General features: G+C 46.8%; 15 protein-coding genes. 4 read left to right on the top strand and 11 right to left on the bottom strand.

Going from position 1 to position 14,696, the window contains the following annotated elements:
- The first annotated feature begins 137 nt into the window (after window positions 1–137).
- The gene (locus tag AC50YO_RS06360) at window positions 138–374 is read left to right on the top strand and encodes a DUF2626 domain-containing protein (protein ID WP_494844610.1); all 237 of its coding nucleotides are present in this window, start codon (window positions 138–140) and stop codon (window positions 372–374) included.
- 55 nt (window positions 375–429) lie between these two features.
- Here the strand turns inward: AC50YO_RS06360 and AC50YO_RS06355 are convergent, their stop codons facing one another.
- A complete protein-coding gene (locus tag AC50YO_RS06355) occupies window positions 430–1,596 on the bottom strand; it encodes a class I SAM-dependent methyltransferase (RefSeq protein ID WP_494844607.1) in 1,167 nt (388 codons plus the stop codon).
- A 103-nt stretch (window positions 1,597–1,699) separates the two neighbouring features.
- Between AC50YO_RS06355 and AC50YO_RS06350 the strand changes: the two genes are divergently transcribed.
- On the top strand, window positions 1,700–2,800 hold the full coding sequence (locus AC50YO_RS06350) for a coiled-coil domain-containing protein (RefSeq protein WP_494844605.1): 1,101 nt from the start codon (window positions 1,700–1,702) through the stop codon (window positions 2,798–2,800).
- On the opposite strand, the gene AC50YO_RS06345 is transcribed toward AC50YO_RS06350, so the two are convergent.
- Window positions 2,795–4,090 carry an ABC transporter substrate-binding protein gene (locus tag AC50YO_RS06345; RefSeq protein ID WP_494844600.1) on the bottom strand — a complete coding sequence of 432 codons (1,296 nt, stop codon included), beginning with the start codon at window positions 4,088–4,090 and terminating at the stop codon, window positions 2,795–2,797. The genes AC50YO_RS06350 and AC50YO_RS06345 overlap by 6 nt on opposite strands.
- Before the next feature lie 156 nt (window positions 4,091–4,246).
- On the bottom strand, window positions 4,247–5,578 hold the full coding sequence (locus AC50YO_RS06340) for a PhoH family protein (protein WP_494844597.1): 1,332 nt from the start codon (window positions 5,576–5,578) through the stop codon (window positions 4,247–4,249).
- 112 nt (window positions 5,579–5,690) lie between these two features.
- Here AC50YO_RS06340 and AC50YO_RS06335 point away from each other — a divergent pair, with 112 nt between their 5' ends.
- The gene (locus tag AC50YO_RS06335; protein ID WP_494845301.1) at window positions 5,691–6,224 is read left to right on the top strand and encodes a YhcN/YlaJ family sporulation lipoprotein; all 534 of its coding nucleotides are present in this window, start codon (window positions 5,691–5,693) and stop codon (window positions 6,222–6,224) included.
- Window positions 6,225–6,439: 215 nt separating this feature from the next.
- Here the strand turns inward: AC50YO_RS06335 and AC50YO_RS06330 are convergent, their stop codons facing one another.
- The 6 genes from AC50YO_RS06330 to AC50YO_RS06305 all read right to left on the bottom strand — a co-directional run bounded on the left by AC50YO_RS06330 (window position 6,440) and on the right by AC50YO_RS06305 (window position 11,361).
- Window positions 6,440–7,492 carry an LCP family protein gene (locus AC50YO_RS06330; RefSeq protein WP_494844591.1) on the bottom strand — a complete coding sequence of 351 codons (1,053 nt, stop codon included), beginning with the start codon at window positions 7,490–7,492 and terminating at the stop codon, window positions 6,440–6,442.
- A 17-nt stretch (window positions 7,493–7,509) separates the two neighbouring features.
- Window positions 7,510–7,782 carry a hypothetical protein gene (locus tag AC50YO_RS06325; RefSeq protein ID WP_494844587.1) on the bottom strand — a complete coding sequence of 91 codons (273 nt, stop codon included), beginning with the start codon at window positions 7,780–7,782 and terminating at the stop codon, window positions 7,510–7,512.
- Complete coding sequence (locus tag AC50YO_RS06320; protein ID WP_494844584.1) at window positions 7,779–8,093, bottom strand: YlaH-like family protein; 315 nt, start codon at window positions 8,091–8,093, stop codon at window positions 7,779–7,781. The genes AC50YO_RS06325 and AC50YO_RS06320 overlap by 4 nt, the downstream gene beginning before the upstream one ends.
- Before the next feature lie 32 nt (window positions 8,094–8,125).
- Window positions 8,126–9,964: a translational GTPase TypA gene (typA, locus tag AC50YO_RS06315; protein WP_494844582.1), complete on the bottom strand. Its 1,839-nt coding sequence runs from the start codon at window positions 9,962–9,964 to the stop codon at window positions 8,126–8,128.
- A 49-nt stretch (window positions 9,965–10,013) separates the two neighbouring features.
- A complete protein-coding gene (locus tag AC50YO_RS06310) occupies window positions 10,014–10,496 on the bottom strand; it encodes a hypothetical protein (RefSeq protein WP_494844579.1) in 483 nt (160 codons plus the stop codon).
- Window positions 10,497–10,692: 196 nt separating this feature from the next.
- On the bottom strand, window positions 10,693–11,361 hold the full coding sequence (locus tag AC50YO_RS06305) for a TerC family protein (RefSeq protein ID WP_494844577.1): 669 nt from the start codon (window positions 11,359–11,361) through the stop codon (window positions 10,693–10,695).
- A 146-nt stretch (window positions 11,362–11,507) separates the two neighbouring features.
- Between AC50YO_RS06305 and AC50YO_RS06300 the strand changes: the two genes are divergently transcribed.
- Window positions 11,508–12,200 (top strand): TerC family protein, encoded by a 693-nt coding sequence (locus AC50YO_RS06300; RefSeq protein WP_494844575.1) that lies wholly within the window; start codon window positions 11,508–11,510, stop codon window positions 12,198–12,200.
- A 24-nt stretch (window positions 12,201–12,224) separates the two neighbouring features.
- Here the strand turns inward: AC50YO_RS06300 and thiI are convergent, their stop codons facing one another.
- Window positions 12,225–13,451, bottom strand: coding sequence for a tRNA uracil 4-sulfurtransferase ThiI (thiI, locus tag AC50YO_RS06295; protein ID WP_494844573.1), 1,227 nt, complete (start codon window positions 13,449–13,451; stop codon window positions 12,225–12,227).
- Window positions 13,452–13,453: 2 nt separating this feature from the next.
- On the bottom strand, window positions 13,454–14,608 hold the full coding sequence (locus tag AC50YO_RS06290; protein ID WP_494845299.1) for a cysteine desulfurase family protein: 1,155 nt from the start codon (window positions 14,606–14,608) through the stop codon (window positions 13,454–13,456).
- Window positions 14,609–14,696: the final 88 nt, after the last annotated feature.

The following is a 14,696-nucleotide window of genomic DNA, read 5'->3' as shown; positions in this document are numbered from 1 at the left end:
CTGTATAGGAAACCAAGCTCTAGGAAGATAATCAGACAAATAATTGCAAATTCATCCATGTTGCTTGTTTACACTGTTATCTCCAAACGTTATAATGTACAATAGAAATTCTGGTAAAGTGAAGGGGGGATTTTTTCATGGCACGCATGTATCGGGTACTCGGTTTTTGGACACTTGTGATCGGTTTGATGGCTTTCGCAGGTCACATGACTGAATTCGCACTTCTCTTTTTCGCCCAAACAATCGCATTCGTATTTTTGGGGTACCTCAACTTTTCCGAAAGAACGTACATAGTCATGTTCTGGGGTTACATGCTTATTTCGTTTGTAGGCTTCACTTACTGGAGCGTATTCAAAATGGGCATGCCATTCTAATCACAATCGCAGCAAAAAGAAAGATGCACTCCTCATGAGTGCATCTTTCTTTTGTTTATTCGCTTTTCTCCAAAATCATGACTTTGAAGGCTTCGCTCATCCCGTCGCTGAGCAGAAGCTGGCGGACTGAACGATTCCATCTTGCAGCTTCGCTGAATGGATCAGTGGTCACAGGAGCACGAAGAAGCCCCAAAGCCCCGTAGTCCACTAAAAACTGCTTCTGCGTGTCATAATAGGCAACCTTCCAGCCTGCCTCCTCCGCAGCTTTTCGCACAAATGTGAATGGAACATGAGCCGTTATATCCTGCCGGCCTACTCGCTCAAATGGCAGATCCGAGGCTAGATGCTCGGAATAACAGAGCAGTGTGCCTTTCATTCGATGAGCCGCAGTGTATTCTTCCGCCTCATGCCCATAATCAAGGAGGATAACAGCTCCTCTCGTTACAACCTTCCCGAGTTTTTGCAGCCACAGGCCGGCATCCGGATTAATCTCTGTCTGCTGCCCTTCCAGCAGCTTAATCCCATCTTGCTCCAACCAATCTATGATTCGATGATCAGATAAAGGCATATGTACATAATGAAAGCCCAGCTCTGCTGTACCCGCAACGCCCAATTCCACAATCGCTCCATTCGCCTTCTCCACACGATGGACGGGGAAGGCATCAAGCAGCTCATTAGCAAGAATAACGACAGGACGGTCCCCCCACAGCTGAGGCTGCTCCCACGCTTGCTCTGACGTCAAGGCTACTGGGGGCTCCCAATTCCCATCTACTGTGGATGAATTCGCTATGGCTGCGCCAGCCGCCCGTAAATGCTCTGGGTGATCTTCGATGATGAATGACCTCACTTTATACGGTACAGCTCCCGCACGCCTATCCCACGACGCGCTAAGCTGTGAGGACAACCTGCCAGTACCGGCTCCCCACTCAATCAGATTCACATCGGCGGCTGTCTTCGAGAAGTACTCGCTCAGAAACGAAGCCAAGCATTCTGCTAAAATCGTCCCTACTGCAGAGCTTGTATAAAAATCGCCAGATCTGCCTATACGCACTGGACCACTACGATAGTACCCGGCCTGCTCATCATAGAGACAAAGCCTCATATATTCCTTAAAGCTAATACAGGGCACTCGTTCTCTTCCCCCAAGCCCAATTCCAGCACCTACTGGGGGCTGCTCCTTGATTAGTGCTGCTATGCGTTGCATGAGCCCTTTGTTTTCCATAGACTTGTTCATCCTTCTCTTGTTCTAAGATATAATAGACTGCATACAATGATTGCTGTACAGGCCTAGCAAAGAGATTTCTTTCAGAGAGGAGACTGTGCCTATGAAGTTCCAGAGTATTAGTATTATCCTCAGAGTGAGCCCTATCTTCCTTATCGTTGCTTTATTGGCCGCTGTGATGTCTCCTGTAATGGCCGAACCTAGCTCATTATTAGCAGAGGACAGCAAGCAGCTGCTGGAAAAAAGCTTATCCGTCGTGGAAATTGATAAAGAAATTAGCCGTATTCAATTACAGCAGCAAAACTTAAGCAAAGAACTAGAGCAAACCGAGCTCCAATTACATAACCAAGAACAAAAAATGATAGCTAAACGAGAAGAAGCAGGCAAAGTGCTGCGTGCTTATTATATGGGAGAAAGGGACTTTCTTCTTGCTGCGCTTTTATCCTTCAATTCGTTGGGAGATTTATTTGCCATGCTCGATTATATCGATATTATATTTGCAAAAGATAGAGATGCCTTGAACAGCTATCAGGAGCATTATGACAGCCTGACAGCCAGTTATGCGAAGCTTGCGGAGAAGAGCGACGAATTATCCGAGATCGAGCAACGGCTTCATACACAGAGAGAGCGTGTCCTCCTTCTGGAGAAGCAAATCGATGAGGAGCTTGCAGGACGTCCAGATTCTGAGCGCCTGAGGCTGATGATGATGGAGCTCACTAATTATTGGGAAACGGTTGGTATCCATGAGGTCGAGCAATATTTTGGCGCCCTGGCAAGTGCGATGCAGAATCTCCCCGGTTGGGTTCAGGATAACAAGCATTTATTGGAAATTAAAGGCTTCAACTACACCCTCCGTGTACCGGAGGATGCACTGAATAAGTTCCTGCGTGAACAAGACGAAAGATTCAACAACTTCTCCTTCTCCTTCCAAGAAGGCTCTGTAACAGCCTCTGGCAAAAGAGATGATATCGAGCTGACTGTAACAGGTCATTACACGGTCATAGAAGAGCCTGCTAACGGCATTAAATTCCATATTGATGAACTATTATTCAACGGCTTCTCTTTACCCGATACGACACGGCAAGCATTAGAGGAAAGATTCGACCTCGGCTTCTATCCCAGCTTGATTGTTTCATTCGTTAAAGCTACTGACGTAGAGATTGATAATGGAGAGCTTATCGTAAAACTGCGTGTGAAATTATAAATCTTCACGGTGAATCGAATCCATAAACGTCTTTCTGTCAATGCTCCCGGTTACGTATTTAGTCCAATATTTCTCCGCCCTTTCCCATTCAACTGGCCAATCTGGTTCAGGCGTCGATGGAAGAGACTCTTCGTTCAGCAGCGGCAGCCACCAAGTAGGCAGCTTGCGAGCAAGTATGCTCAGGTGATCTGCATTCTCCTCAAACATTCTGTTGTTTGCCGGGAGCTTGTGGAACAAATTATAGGTTTTTCGCTGCTGCATATCGCTTGTAATCTCTTGTATCCATAAGAATGCGTCATCCCTGACTTTACTGCTCGAGGAAACGACAAAGGCTCTGCTATTCAGCCATACATGCTGTAATTTATCTTTATCAAGCAGTAGCTTTCCCTTCTCTTCCGAAGAAAGCTTGCTGTAAGTAGACCATGACAAAACAGTAGAAAGCAGCTTCTGACTCTCCATCTCTGAAGCCAGGGAGGATGGGTTGCTTGCTGGGCGAAAGCTGGCAATGGGTGATTCTTGCATCTCCAGCCATCCTAGCTTCTCTTCCATTGAAGCCTTTCCCTTACTGCTCGAAGAGAAATAGACGGCCTGGGACTCTGGCGTCGACCATGCGTCTAGCCAAGCGATAATTGCCTGAAGATCATAAGAAGCCGGCTGCAAAACCTTCGCTCCTTCAAACTGCTCATTCATTTCACTTACCAGCAGCATGAAATCCTCCCACTTCTGCGGAGGTTTATCGTAGCCCAAATCCTTCAGCAATTGCTTATTCCACACTAGCATGTAAGGATCTGTATCATATGGAATTCCCCAGAGGTAGTTATTCCATCTAACAGGTGCCAGCAAATTCAAGGGCTGCGAGGCCCCCATCTCTACTGCCTTCATACGATCCACTGACGATATCAGGCCATTCACAGCGAATCCATGGACCCATCCGCTCTCCATTAACATAATATCGGAGGACTTTTCAATCTCAAGATCTTCTTTCCAAGTCGTATAGACGGATGAATCCGGCTTGGCATTATTCAAATTGACCGTTATATGCGGATATTTTGTCATAAACATCTCAGTAGCTGCACAAAGCAGCTTAAATTCCAGACCATCCATGTAAACGTTTACAACAATCGTATTTATAGGTTCAGCTTCAGTATCTCCTGCTGCTGGCTTCTGGTTAGCTATGAAATTCTGGGTATCTAAAGATGATGGGTTGACATTGTTCAATAACCGCACAAGCAGAAATATAACTAATATAATGGCTCCCGAAATAAGCACGGTATACTTCCTTGCAGTCATTGCCAGTTCCACCCCTTCCCGTTCCTAACCTCACAATTATAATAGCAATATTATGGATTATTGTCCAAGAAAGCTTTAATTTTCCACACCTAACAAGGGCGACCTGCGCGAAGCAGGCCGCCCTTTGCTTTATTATAATAATACCTATAAAGCAGACTAGAGCAAATCAGCAGCGAGCTGAGCCAGCTTCGATCGCTCTCCTTTCTCTAAGGTAATATGACCACTTATCCCCTCATTCTTGAAATGCTCAACGATATGCGTCAGACCATTGCTGATCGAGTCCAAATAAGGATGATCAATCTGCTCGGGATCACCCATTAATACGATTTTGCTTCCCTCGCCTACACGGGAGACGATCGTCTTCACTTCATGCTTCGTCAAGTTTTGCGCCTCGTCAATAATAATGAATTGTCCAGGGATCGAGCGTCCCCGAATATAAGTCAAGGCTTCAACTTGTATGCTTCCAAGCCCCATTAAAATTTTATCAATATCGCCGGATTTTTTCGTATCGAACAGAAATTCCAAATTATCATAGATAGGCTGCATCCAAGGTCTAAGCTTCTCTTCTTTCTCCCCTGGCAAATACCCGATATCTTTGCCCATCGGAACGACCGGACGGGCAATTAGCAGCTTCTTATACTTATGCTCATCCTCTACCTTCAACAAGCCGGCAGCAAGCGCGAGCAGTGTTTTCCCGGTCCCTGCTTTGCCGCTAAGGGTGACAAGCGGAATATCATCGTTAAGGAGCAGTTCCAGCGCCATCCTCTGCTGCGCATTCCTTGCCGTAATGCCCCAGACCGGATCATTGCTCAAGTAGAGCGGCTCCAGCCTCGCTCCATCTGAGGTTACCTTGAGCAACGCCGATTTGGATGTTCCCATCTCATCACGGAGAATAACGAACTCATTAGGCCTCAGCTTATTGCCCAGCTGCAAATTATTAATCGTTAAAAAACGAAAGGTATAAAATTCATCAATGACCGAAGGATGTACAAACAACGTTAAATAGCCGGAGTAGAAATCCGTATTCGTGATCGTTCTATCAGATAAATAATCCTGTGCCATTAAATCGAGCACATCCGCCTTAATCCGTACGAGAACATCCTTGCTCACAAGTACTACACTGCTCGTTTCTTGCCGCTCTAGCTGCTCTAGGTGATAATTGAGCGCCACCGCCAGTATCCGATTGTCATTAGACATCTCGCCGAACATTTCTTGTACTCGGACGAAGCTGCGGTGATTAAGCTCTACCTTAAGAACGCCTCCCCCAGGCAATGGAATGCCTTCATGCAGCCGTCCCTTTTGACGCATGCCATCAAGAAGCCGAGAAACGGAACGGGCATTGCGCCCCAATTCATCAGCCAGCCTCTTCTTCGAGTCAATCTCTTCTAACACCACCGCGGGAATGATAACTTCATTATCGTCGAAGGCAAAGATCGCTTGCGGATCATGAAGCAGTACATTAGTGTCGAGCACGAAAATTTTTTTCATGAGAACCCTCCCGGCGTTGGTCATTCAATCACAAGCATACATAGCCGTACTTGGGTACGGGTACAATACAGTTGAACGGACGATCTGCAACAAGAAAGACGAGGTGGCGTACATGTACAAATGGTTGGTTGCGTTAATCGCACTTAGTCTTATAGCCGTAGGCTGCGGCACCGTCGCCAGAAACGACACATCACCCTCTCCACAAAATAATGGCGCGGTTCGTGCGCAGCAGACGAATCCCCAGAAAAAAGAAATTACGAATTCAGCAGAAGTTACGCAGCATCTCGAACAATTAGCCAAAGGAGTCCAAGGGGTTAAGGGTGCACATTGTGTTGTACTCGGTAATACCGCGATCGTCGGAATCGATGTAGACAGTACGCTGGATCGTTCCAGAGTAGGCACCATTAAATATTCGGTAGCCGAAGCGCTGCACAATGATCCTTACGGTATTGATGCTATCGTAACAGCCGACATGGACTTATCACAGCGGCTGAACGAAGTCGGAGCTGACATTAGAAGAGGCAAGCCCTTCTCCGGATTTGCCGAAGAATTAGCTGACATAATGGGGCGTATCGTCCCGCAGATGCCCCGCGATGTCCTGCCGCAAAATACACAGCCAGCGCCTATGATGAAACAAAGTAAATAACACAAAAAGCCTAGTGATTAATCTCACTAGGCTTTTTTCATCATGACAAACCCTTGTCCAAACTTGCTTGTCACCATATTCAAATAGGTCATTTCAAAAATGGGCTGAACGACTAGGTGTTCTGCGGGTACGATCATCCGTGTGACCTCCTTCTTACGGGAATCAAATCGGTAACGTATCCTTATTATATCCATTAATGGATCGCTAGTCTACGGCTATTCAGCCATTTTTGCTTGAAGTGCTGCACGCGCTTCTTCGAGCTTAGCTTCATTCACATAGACATATGGGCTCTTCCAATTGCCTTCCAATGGAATGAAGGTAACATCCGAGCTGCTAATGCCAAGATAAGCTGCCATCATGTTCTTGATCTCAGAGGATGGCATATCAATTGTCATATTATCTCCAACCGCCTCAATGACCTCACCCATTCTGGCAATTCCACCCAATGACTTCATCTTGTCCACAATTGCGCCAATCACTTCCGTCTCTCGCTTATTGCGGTCAAAGTCACTTGACATGTTCTTGCCATCATTGGATTGACGATATCGAACGAAGTCGAGCGCATTGTCTCCATCGAGAACCTGCAGACCCTTTTTCAAGTTAATATCGGTTCCATCAAAAGAATCTTTATAGCGCATATTCATGTCTACATTCACTTGAACACCGCCAAGTGCATCAACCACGTCTATGAAGCCTTTGAAATTAATGACAGCCGTATATTTCGTCTCGATCCCGAAATAGCTTCCGAGCATTTCACGAATAGCGCGCTTGGCATCGGCCTCAGCCGCTTCCTTTTCCATCTTCTTCTCATTAATAGCCTGACGATAGAAAGCATTATAATGGCCGTTTGCTTTGCGCTTGGCATAGCCCTCTTGCTCAAGCAGAGAATCACGTGGAATAGATACGACTGTTGCCGATTTGGTATTCGGGTTGAATGCAGCAACCATCATAACATCGGTGTTCATTCCCCCGGCCTTCGGCCTATAATCAAGACCGAGCAAAACCATGGCAACTGACTTCTTCTTCACGGATTCCGCCGGCGGAATCGGCTTGGCTGCCTCAGTCCCTATATTATCAATCGCTTGATTGGCTTTATTAGCAATATAGCCAAGGTACACGGCGATTAAGATAAGAACCGCAACCAATACGAGCAGCAGCGTACGCCATACACGACGTTTTTTGGGCTTTTTTGATTTTTTAGAACTTTTGGATTGAGCTGGTACAGCCTGTCTGCCTCTAGGAGGCAATGAAGTCGAACCTTGTGTCATCTTAACTCACCTTCGAATCAGTTGTATTTCGGATTCGATCGGATGTCAGCGAGCAGTTGCTCTGCCGCTTCAAGGGGATACATCTGCAGCTTCGTGCTTCCGTTCCGCTCGAATTTGACATGAACCATCGTCTCATCCGTCTTCGCAATATGCAGCCCGGACACCCCATGATCCTCCGTTAATACTTGAACGAAGAAGTCACGTGTATCCGCAGCTGCGCGGTCATCTAACCTGGCATTGGCAACGAGTTCAATCTGCAACCAATTGAACAAAGCGTCATCAAACGTCATTTGCTGGGATCCGCTTCCTTCATGGCGCCGTTGCCGGCCCGTTTGCTTTTCCATTGGTCATAAAGCTGTCGTCCGCGAAGCATAAGCATCATCAAGACGGCAATCCCCATACATTGGATAATCGGAAGCTTATCGATCTGCAAGATCATCAGGACGAACGAGCCGATGATCATCACGACATAGACCATAACTTCCTTGAGAATCGGAAGCTTCTCGCTATTGGCCCGAAATACTTTATTGAAGATATAGATGGTAAAGCCCAGTATAAGCAAATAGGAAACGAGGGGATGCTCACTCAGCCATTCCTGCATGCCGTTAACCTCCTAAACAAGCTCGCATTTGGTTAGACACTTGTTTTGCGGTGCTTCTCTGCACGTTCGCGCTCGCTCTTATTCAAGATCTTCTTGCGAAGTCTGATCGATTTCGGCGTAATTTCGCAGAACTCATCATCATTCAGGTACTCAAGCGCTTGCTCAAGCGAGAATAAACGAGGTGTTTTGAGCTTAACAGTATCGTCCTTACCAGCAGAACGAATATTGTTGAGTTGTTTTTCTTTACAAATGTTTACAATGATATCATTATCGCGCGTATGCTCGCCAACAATCATACCTTCATAAATTTCTGTACCTGGCTCCAAGAATTGAATACCGCGATCCTCTACACCCATCATACCGTAGAAGGTCGTTGTGCCTGTCTCGCTCGCCACCAATACGCCTTGATGACGTCCGCCTACTCCAGATCCTGCTAATGGACCGTAGCTGTCGAACGCATTGTTCATAATGCCATAGCCGCGTGTCAGAGTCAGGAAAGAAGTACGGTAACCGATCAAGCCGCGAGCAGGAATAAGGAATTCCAGACGAACTTGTCCATTCCCGTTATTGATCATGTTAAGCATTTCTGCTTTGCGTGTTCCAAGGCTCTCCATAACAGCGCCCATGCTCTCTTCAGGGCAGTCAATAAGAAGGCGCTCGTATGGCTCTTGCTTGACTCCGTCAATTTCCTTCACAATAACTTCAGGCTTCGATACTTGCAGTTCAAAGCCTTCACGACGCATGTTTTCAATCAGGATACTTAGATGAAGCTCACCGCGTCCAGATACGACAAATGCATCAGGGCTGTCAGTCTCATCGACACGAAGAGCAACGTCTGTCTCAAGCTCTTTGAACAGGCGATCACGCAGCTTACGGGAAGTTACCCATTTGCCTTCACGCCCAGCGAACGGACTGTTATTAACGAGGAAAGTCATTTGTAGTGTTGGCTCGTCGATTTTGAGAACAGGAAGTGCTTCAGGATTAGCTGGATCAGCGATCGTCTCGCCAATATTAATCTCTTTAATACCTGCGATTGCAACGATATCACCTGCACCCGCTTCGGCAACCTCAATACGCTTCAGACCTTGGAAACCGAATAATTTCTCGATACGAGCTTGCTTCGTTGCGCCTTCGCGCGTCATTACAGCTACTGTTTGTCCTTGACGAACAATTCCGCGATTTACGCGGCCAACGGCAATACGACCCAGGTATTCATTGTAGTCAAGCAAAGTAACAAGGAATTGCAGAGGCGCATCCACATTTTCAGTTGGATGAGGGATGTTCTCAACAATCGTCTCGTATAGAGCCTGCATGTTATCGCCTTGCTTCTCTGGCTCGGATTCAAGACTGGAAGTTCCCATAAGAGCCGATGCATACACGACAGGGAATTCTAATTGCTCATCATTTGCTCCAAGCTCAATGAACAGATCCAACACTTCATCGATTACTTCAGTTGGGCGAGCATTCGGACGGTCGATTTTGTTCACGACAACGATTGGAGTCAGGTTGCTCTCCAAAGCTTTGCGCAATACGAATTTCGTTTGCGGCATACAGCCCTCGAACGCATCCACAACCAGCAATACACCGTCGACCATTTTCATAATACGCTCTACCTCGCCGCCGAAATCGGCATGCCCAGGTGTATCCATGATATTGATCAAATAATCTTTATACGTAATTGCTGTATTCTTTGCCAGAATGGTAATGCCGCGTTCCCGTTCCAAATCGCCAGAGTCCATCGCACGCTCTTGAACAGTCTCATGCTCTTTAAATGTGCCTGACTGCTGTAGCAGTTTGTCGACCAATGTTGTTTTACCATGGTCAACGTGCGCGATAATCGCGATGTTACGGATATTCTCTCTTGCTTGCATAGCTAGTACCACTCCATTTTGTCTAATTTGACTTGCTTCTAAAAACAAACTACCAACGCACGCGTTTCCCGAACATCATCCAAGCCCCTGCTGCAATCAGTGCGATCGCTATGGCATAAATTCCCCAGCTCCACAACAAGGTAAGCAACAGAAGCACTATGGCAGAGGCGGTCAACACAATAGACGCCGTAAGCATAACACGAGGCTTCGAAGAACCGAACAGGTAATATTCGTATAAGCCGACTGCTATGCCAAGAATGAACAACGGCCACAAATATTTGAGGGTACTCCAGCCGGAAACGTTGCTAACGATAAACAACAGTGCATATACCGTCAATATTCCTCCCGGAATAAGGACAGCTGCAGGAAGCAATCCGCCGAAATAAAACACATGCAGCAAAATTCCAGGGATAAGGATAAGCAAAGGCCAAAAAACAGTTCCCAGAAAACTGAAAACACCAAGTTTGCCTAGCAATATAACGACCCCGGCAAGCAACACGATAATTCCAGCGGAATATTTGTTAGATGGCATTCGCATTCCGCTCCTTACAACGTCTAGCGCATTTCATGACGAAAGACGACAGTTTTTATCTTTTATAGTTTAAAGGAAGTGCGATAAAAATACCAGCGGGAACAGCAGGAACCTTGCAAAAAAAAACCGCTTGCCTATAAAAACCGCAAACGGCGCCTGTTCAGACAGATTGGAAGAGGCTCAAAATGGACCAGCTTCAGCCTAAAAATCTTCTTTTTACGATTCCGCAAATAATGACAATTGGAATGCAGAATAGCGGAATCAATTCCGTTGCAGTGGTCGCATTATGGAATAAAAGCTGCTTCATTCCCGGATCATGGACCAGCATGCCTCCTGCTGCAAAGCCTAATAGTCCAGCTCCGATATAAGCAAGCGAAGGGAACTTTGCCAGCAAGGTGCCCAGCATTTGGCTGCCCCAAATGATCATAGGTATGCTCAGCGCTATTCCGAGAATAATAAGAAGAGGCTCGCCTTTTGCAACCGCAGCAATAGCTAGTACATTATCAAGGCTCATGATAAAATCAGCCGCTACAATGGTGCGTATCGCTTGGGATAAAGAACTGGATCTCGCTTTCTTGACCGAATGGGCATTTCCTCCACCCTCTGCATCCGCAAGCAGCTTGACAGCTATATAGAGCAGCAGAATGGCACCGACAGCTTGCAAATAAGGGATTTGAAGCAGAGTCAGAGCAGCTAAGGTCAAGATGCAGCGCAGTCCAATGGCGGCAAGCGCCCCCCACCAAACGGCTTTTTTACGTTGCCCTGGGGGAAGATGCTGGCTAGCCAATGCGATCACGACAGCATTGTCGCCACTGAGCAATAAATTAATAAGCATAATTTCAAAAAAAGTGATTAAGCTTTCCACAGTCGGTCGCCCCCTCTCTCCACCTGTATGTCCAAAAGGCAGAGAATATGTCCAATAAAGTTTTTGCATCCAACTTCTACGAGGTCCGTAAGTACTGTAAACTTTCGTGAGGAGCTGGCTAGTACAAGAGAGGAGGCTTAACAAAAATGAATATTTTCTCCGTTGATTTTTGGTTGGCTTTGCTTAATATCGTGTTTATTGACCTGATATTGGCTGGTGACAATGCCATTGTAATCGGAATGGCCGCTCGTAACTTGCCAAAGAACCTTCAGAAAAAGGCCGTTCTGTGGGGTACAGCGGGTGCGATTGGTATTCGGATTATAGCAACCATAGTCGTTGTGCAGCTGCTTGAATTGCCATGGCTGCATTTGATCGGGGGTATTCTGCTGCTGTGGATCGCTTACAAGCTGCTTGTACAGGAAGACTCCCATGGCGACATAAAAGCAGGAACCACCCTTTGGCAGGCCATTCGGACTATAATAATCGCGGATGCGGCAATGGGGATCGATAATGTTATCGCGGTAGCTGGAGCTTCGCATGGCAATATCATCCTCGTTATTCTCGGTCTGTTAATCAGTGTGCCTGTCATTGTATGGGGCAGCACCTTGTTCATCAAGCTTATTAACAAATACAATTGGATTGTCTATATCGGCTCAGCGGTTCTTGCCTATACGGCAGCCAAGATGATTACGAGCGAGAAAATTTTCATCGACTTCTTCAAAAGCAGTCCCCTTATTTACTGGGCGTTCATACTCGTAATCATCATCTTGATTATCGCAGCAGGAGTTTTGACCAATCGCCGCAAGCTTCAGCAACAAAAAAGCAGAGAATCCCATTAATAGGTTTCTCTGCTTTGTTATCTCTTAGAACCAGCGGTCTTCCCCAGCTGTTTCACTTGCTGCTTGCACCTCTGGAGTCAAAATCAGCGTCTCTGTCTGCGCAACAGCTTCCTCCAGCATTCGGTCCATCTGCAATTGGGCCAAGTAGGCTTCAGCACGCTCTACCATTCTTAAGCTTGGATTGGTGCTCGGAGATTTAGGCAAAAAGATCGTACAGCAATCCTCATAAGGCAGAATTGACGTCTCGTAGGTTTCTATTCGCCGGGCTTCCCCGATAATCTCATGCTTATCCATCATAATTAAAGGCTTCAGCATAGGAAGCTCCGTTGCTCTCCCAATGACATTCATGCTCGACAAGGTTTGGCTTGCTACCTGACCCAAGCTTTCCCCGGTAATGATCCCACCAGCGCCTTGCTGCTCAGCAAGCTTATCCGTAATACGGAGCATCGCTCTCCGCATTAAAGTAATCATTAAATTATCTTGCTTTGCTTGAACGAGCGTAGTCTGAATCTCAGTAAAAGGAACCATATGCAGCTTGAGCGGTGCGCCGGCATAATAAGAAAGCCTTCTAGCCAGATCAATAACCTTCTCTTTAGCTTTTTCACTAGTATAAGGAAAGCTGTGGAAATGCACGGCCTCAAGCTCAAGGCCCTTACGCATCGCCATCCAGCCTGCTACCGGACTGTCGATCCCACCTGAGAGAAGCAGCATAGCCTTGCCGTTGGAGCCAAATGGAAAGCCGCCGGCCCCTTTAATAACCTCGCTGAATATATAAGCAGCTTCCTCTTGAATATCTACGCGAAGCTCAACCTCAGGCTCCCGAACATCAACGCTCAGAGCGGGCATTGCCCGCAGAACATGAGCACCTACCAGATGATTCATTTCTTGTGAGGTATGGGGGAATTTCTTCCACGCTCTCTTGGAGCTTACTTTGAACGTGTCAGGCTCCTTATCAAGTGCAGTCATAAGAGATAAAGCCGCCTCGCGTATACGCTCCAGCTCAGGCTCTACACTAACGACCGGGCTGAAGGATTGAATGCCGAACAGATCCTTCACCCGTGCGGCAATAGGCTCGAAATCCTCGCCATTGAGCGTAATGGTCAATCGTCCGAACATTTTCTCATAAGTTAAGCCCTTATAGGCTTGGAGCGACCGTTTTAAATGCTGCAGCATTTTTTTCTCGAATTGATTTCGATTACGGCCTTTCATTGTCAAATCGCCATATCGAATTAAAATTTTATCGTATTTCACCGTTAGGTTAAACTCCTCTCAAGCGGGATTAGCTTTTCTACCGTATTTCTTAGCGCCTGACCAAGCTTTTCAATATCCTGTTCACTATGCTCATCACCTAGGCTGATCCTGATGCCGCCCGATGCTTTGGCCCTGTCAGCCCCCATAGCAAGCAGCACTTTGCTCGGATTCGTGCTCTGCGAAGAGCAGGCTGATTTAGTGGAGACGAACATACCCTGCTGCTCCAGCATATGAACCATCACTTCCGGCTTCATGCCCGGATACGTAAAGTGGACGATATGCGGCGCCATCACTTCAGGCTCCCCTCCGCTAAGCTGAAGCTGAGGAATAGCGTTAATGATGCTTACAAGCTTGGATCTTAATATGGACAGTCTTGCACGCCGCGCGTCTGCAGTCTGCATCGTCATTCGGATCGCTTTCGCGGAGGCGACAATTCCCGGTACATTCTGAGTCCCTGCACGCATCTCTCTTTCTTGAGAGCCTCCTGACAGCAGCGGCATCAGCTTAACTGTATTCCGAACATACAGGTATCCCGTTCCCTTCGGACCGCGAAGCTTATGCGCTGAGCCGCTGAGCAGATCAATACCCCATTCCTTCAAATGAATAGGAAGCTTGCCGATGCTTTGTACAGCATCTACATGAAACAATACGGTTCTATAACCCTTAAGCAGCTGACCAATCTTTTGAATTGGCTGGATCGAGCCTACTTCATTATTAACATGCATAACACTCACCAAGATGGTCTTGTCTGTAATTGCCTGGCGCAGCTGCTCCACATCGACATGGCCCGTCTCATTCACCGGCAAATAGGTAACCTCATAGCCCTCTTGTTCCAATTGCTGAAACGTCTCATAGACAGAGGCATGCTCAATTTGTGTCGTAATAAGATGATTGCCTCGGCTCCTATAATGCCTGGCAGCCCCCTTAATCGCCAAATTATTACTTTCTGTACCGCCCGATGTGAATAGCCATTCCTCCGGATTCACTGCGAACAGCTCACTCAAAAGCGCACGTGATCTTGTGATAAGCTTGTCCGCATCCGAGCCGGCACGATGAATCGACGATGGGTTGGCATAATGGGTCTTCATAATTTCCATCATCGTCTCAATGACTTCCTCATAAGGCGGAGTTGAAGCACAGTGATCCCAATAAAGCATACGGTTTTGCACCTTTCTATAAAAAAATAAAAAGATCAACGACGGCAACCGCGGCTTGCGGCTTGCTAATCGTGATCTGTATTTGCGC

Source organism: Paenibacillus sp. J22P59 (genome assembly GCF_059383895.1).
This window is presented reverse-complemented; position numbering and strand designations above follow the sequence as displayed.

Excerpts from the sequence above, each read along its gene's own strand:
- AC50YO_RS06360 (WP_494844610.1), top strand. The coding sequence starts at position 138 with ATGGCACGCATGTATCGGGTACTCGGTTTTTGGACACTTGTGATCGGT.
- AC50YO_RS06355 (WP_494844607.1), bottom strand. The coding sequence starts at position 1,596 with ATGGAAAACAAAGGGCTCATGCAACGCATAGCAGCACTAATCAAGGAG.
- AC50YO_RS06350 (WP_494844605.1), top strand. The coding sequence starts at position 1,700 with ATGAAGTTCCAGAGTATTAGTATTATCCTCAGAGTGAGCCCTATCTTC.
- AC50YO_RS06345 (WP_494844600.1), bottom strand. The coding sequence starts at position 4,090 with ATGACTGCAAGGAAGTATACCGTGCTTATTTCGGGAGCCATTATATTA.
- AC50YO_RS06340 (WP_494844597.1), bottom strand. The coding sequence starts at position 5,578 with ATGAAAAAAATTTTCGTGCTCGACACTAATGTACTGCTTCATGATCCG.
- AC50YO_RS06335 (WP_494845301.1), top strand. The coding sequence starts at position 5,691 with ATGTACAAATGGTTGGTTGCGTTAATCGCACTTAGTCTTATAGCCGTA.
- AC50YO_RS06330 (WP_494844591.1), bottom strand. The coding sequence starts at position 7,492 with ATGACACAAGGTTCGACTTCATTGCCTCCTAGAGGCAGACAGGCTGTA.
- AC50YO_RS06325 (WP_494844587.1), bottom strand. The coding sequence starts at position 7,782 with ATGACGTTTGATGACGCTTTGTTCAATTGGTTGCAGATTGAACTCGTT.
- AC50YO_RS06320 (WP_494844584.1), bottom strand. The coding sequence starts at position 8,093 with ATGCAGGAATGGCTGAGTGAGCATCCCCTCGTTTCCTATTTGCTTATA.
- typA (WP_494844582.1), bottom strand. The coding sequence starts at position 9,964 with ATGCAAGCAAGAGAGAATATCCGTAACATCGCGATTATCGCGCACGTT.
- AC50YO_RS06310 (WP_494844579.1), bottom strand. The coding sequence starts at position 10,496 with ATGCCATCTAACAAATATTCCGCTGGAATTATCGTGTTGCTTGCCGGG.
- AC50YO_RS06300 (WP_494844575.1), top strand. The coding sequence starts at position 11,508 with ATGAATATTTTCTCCGTTGATTTTTGGTTGGCTTTGCTTAATATCGTG.
- AC50YO_RS06290 (WP_494845299.1), bottom strand. The coding sequence starts at position 14,608 with ATGCTTTATTGGGATCACTGTGCTTCAACTCCGCCTTATGAGGAAGTC.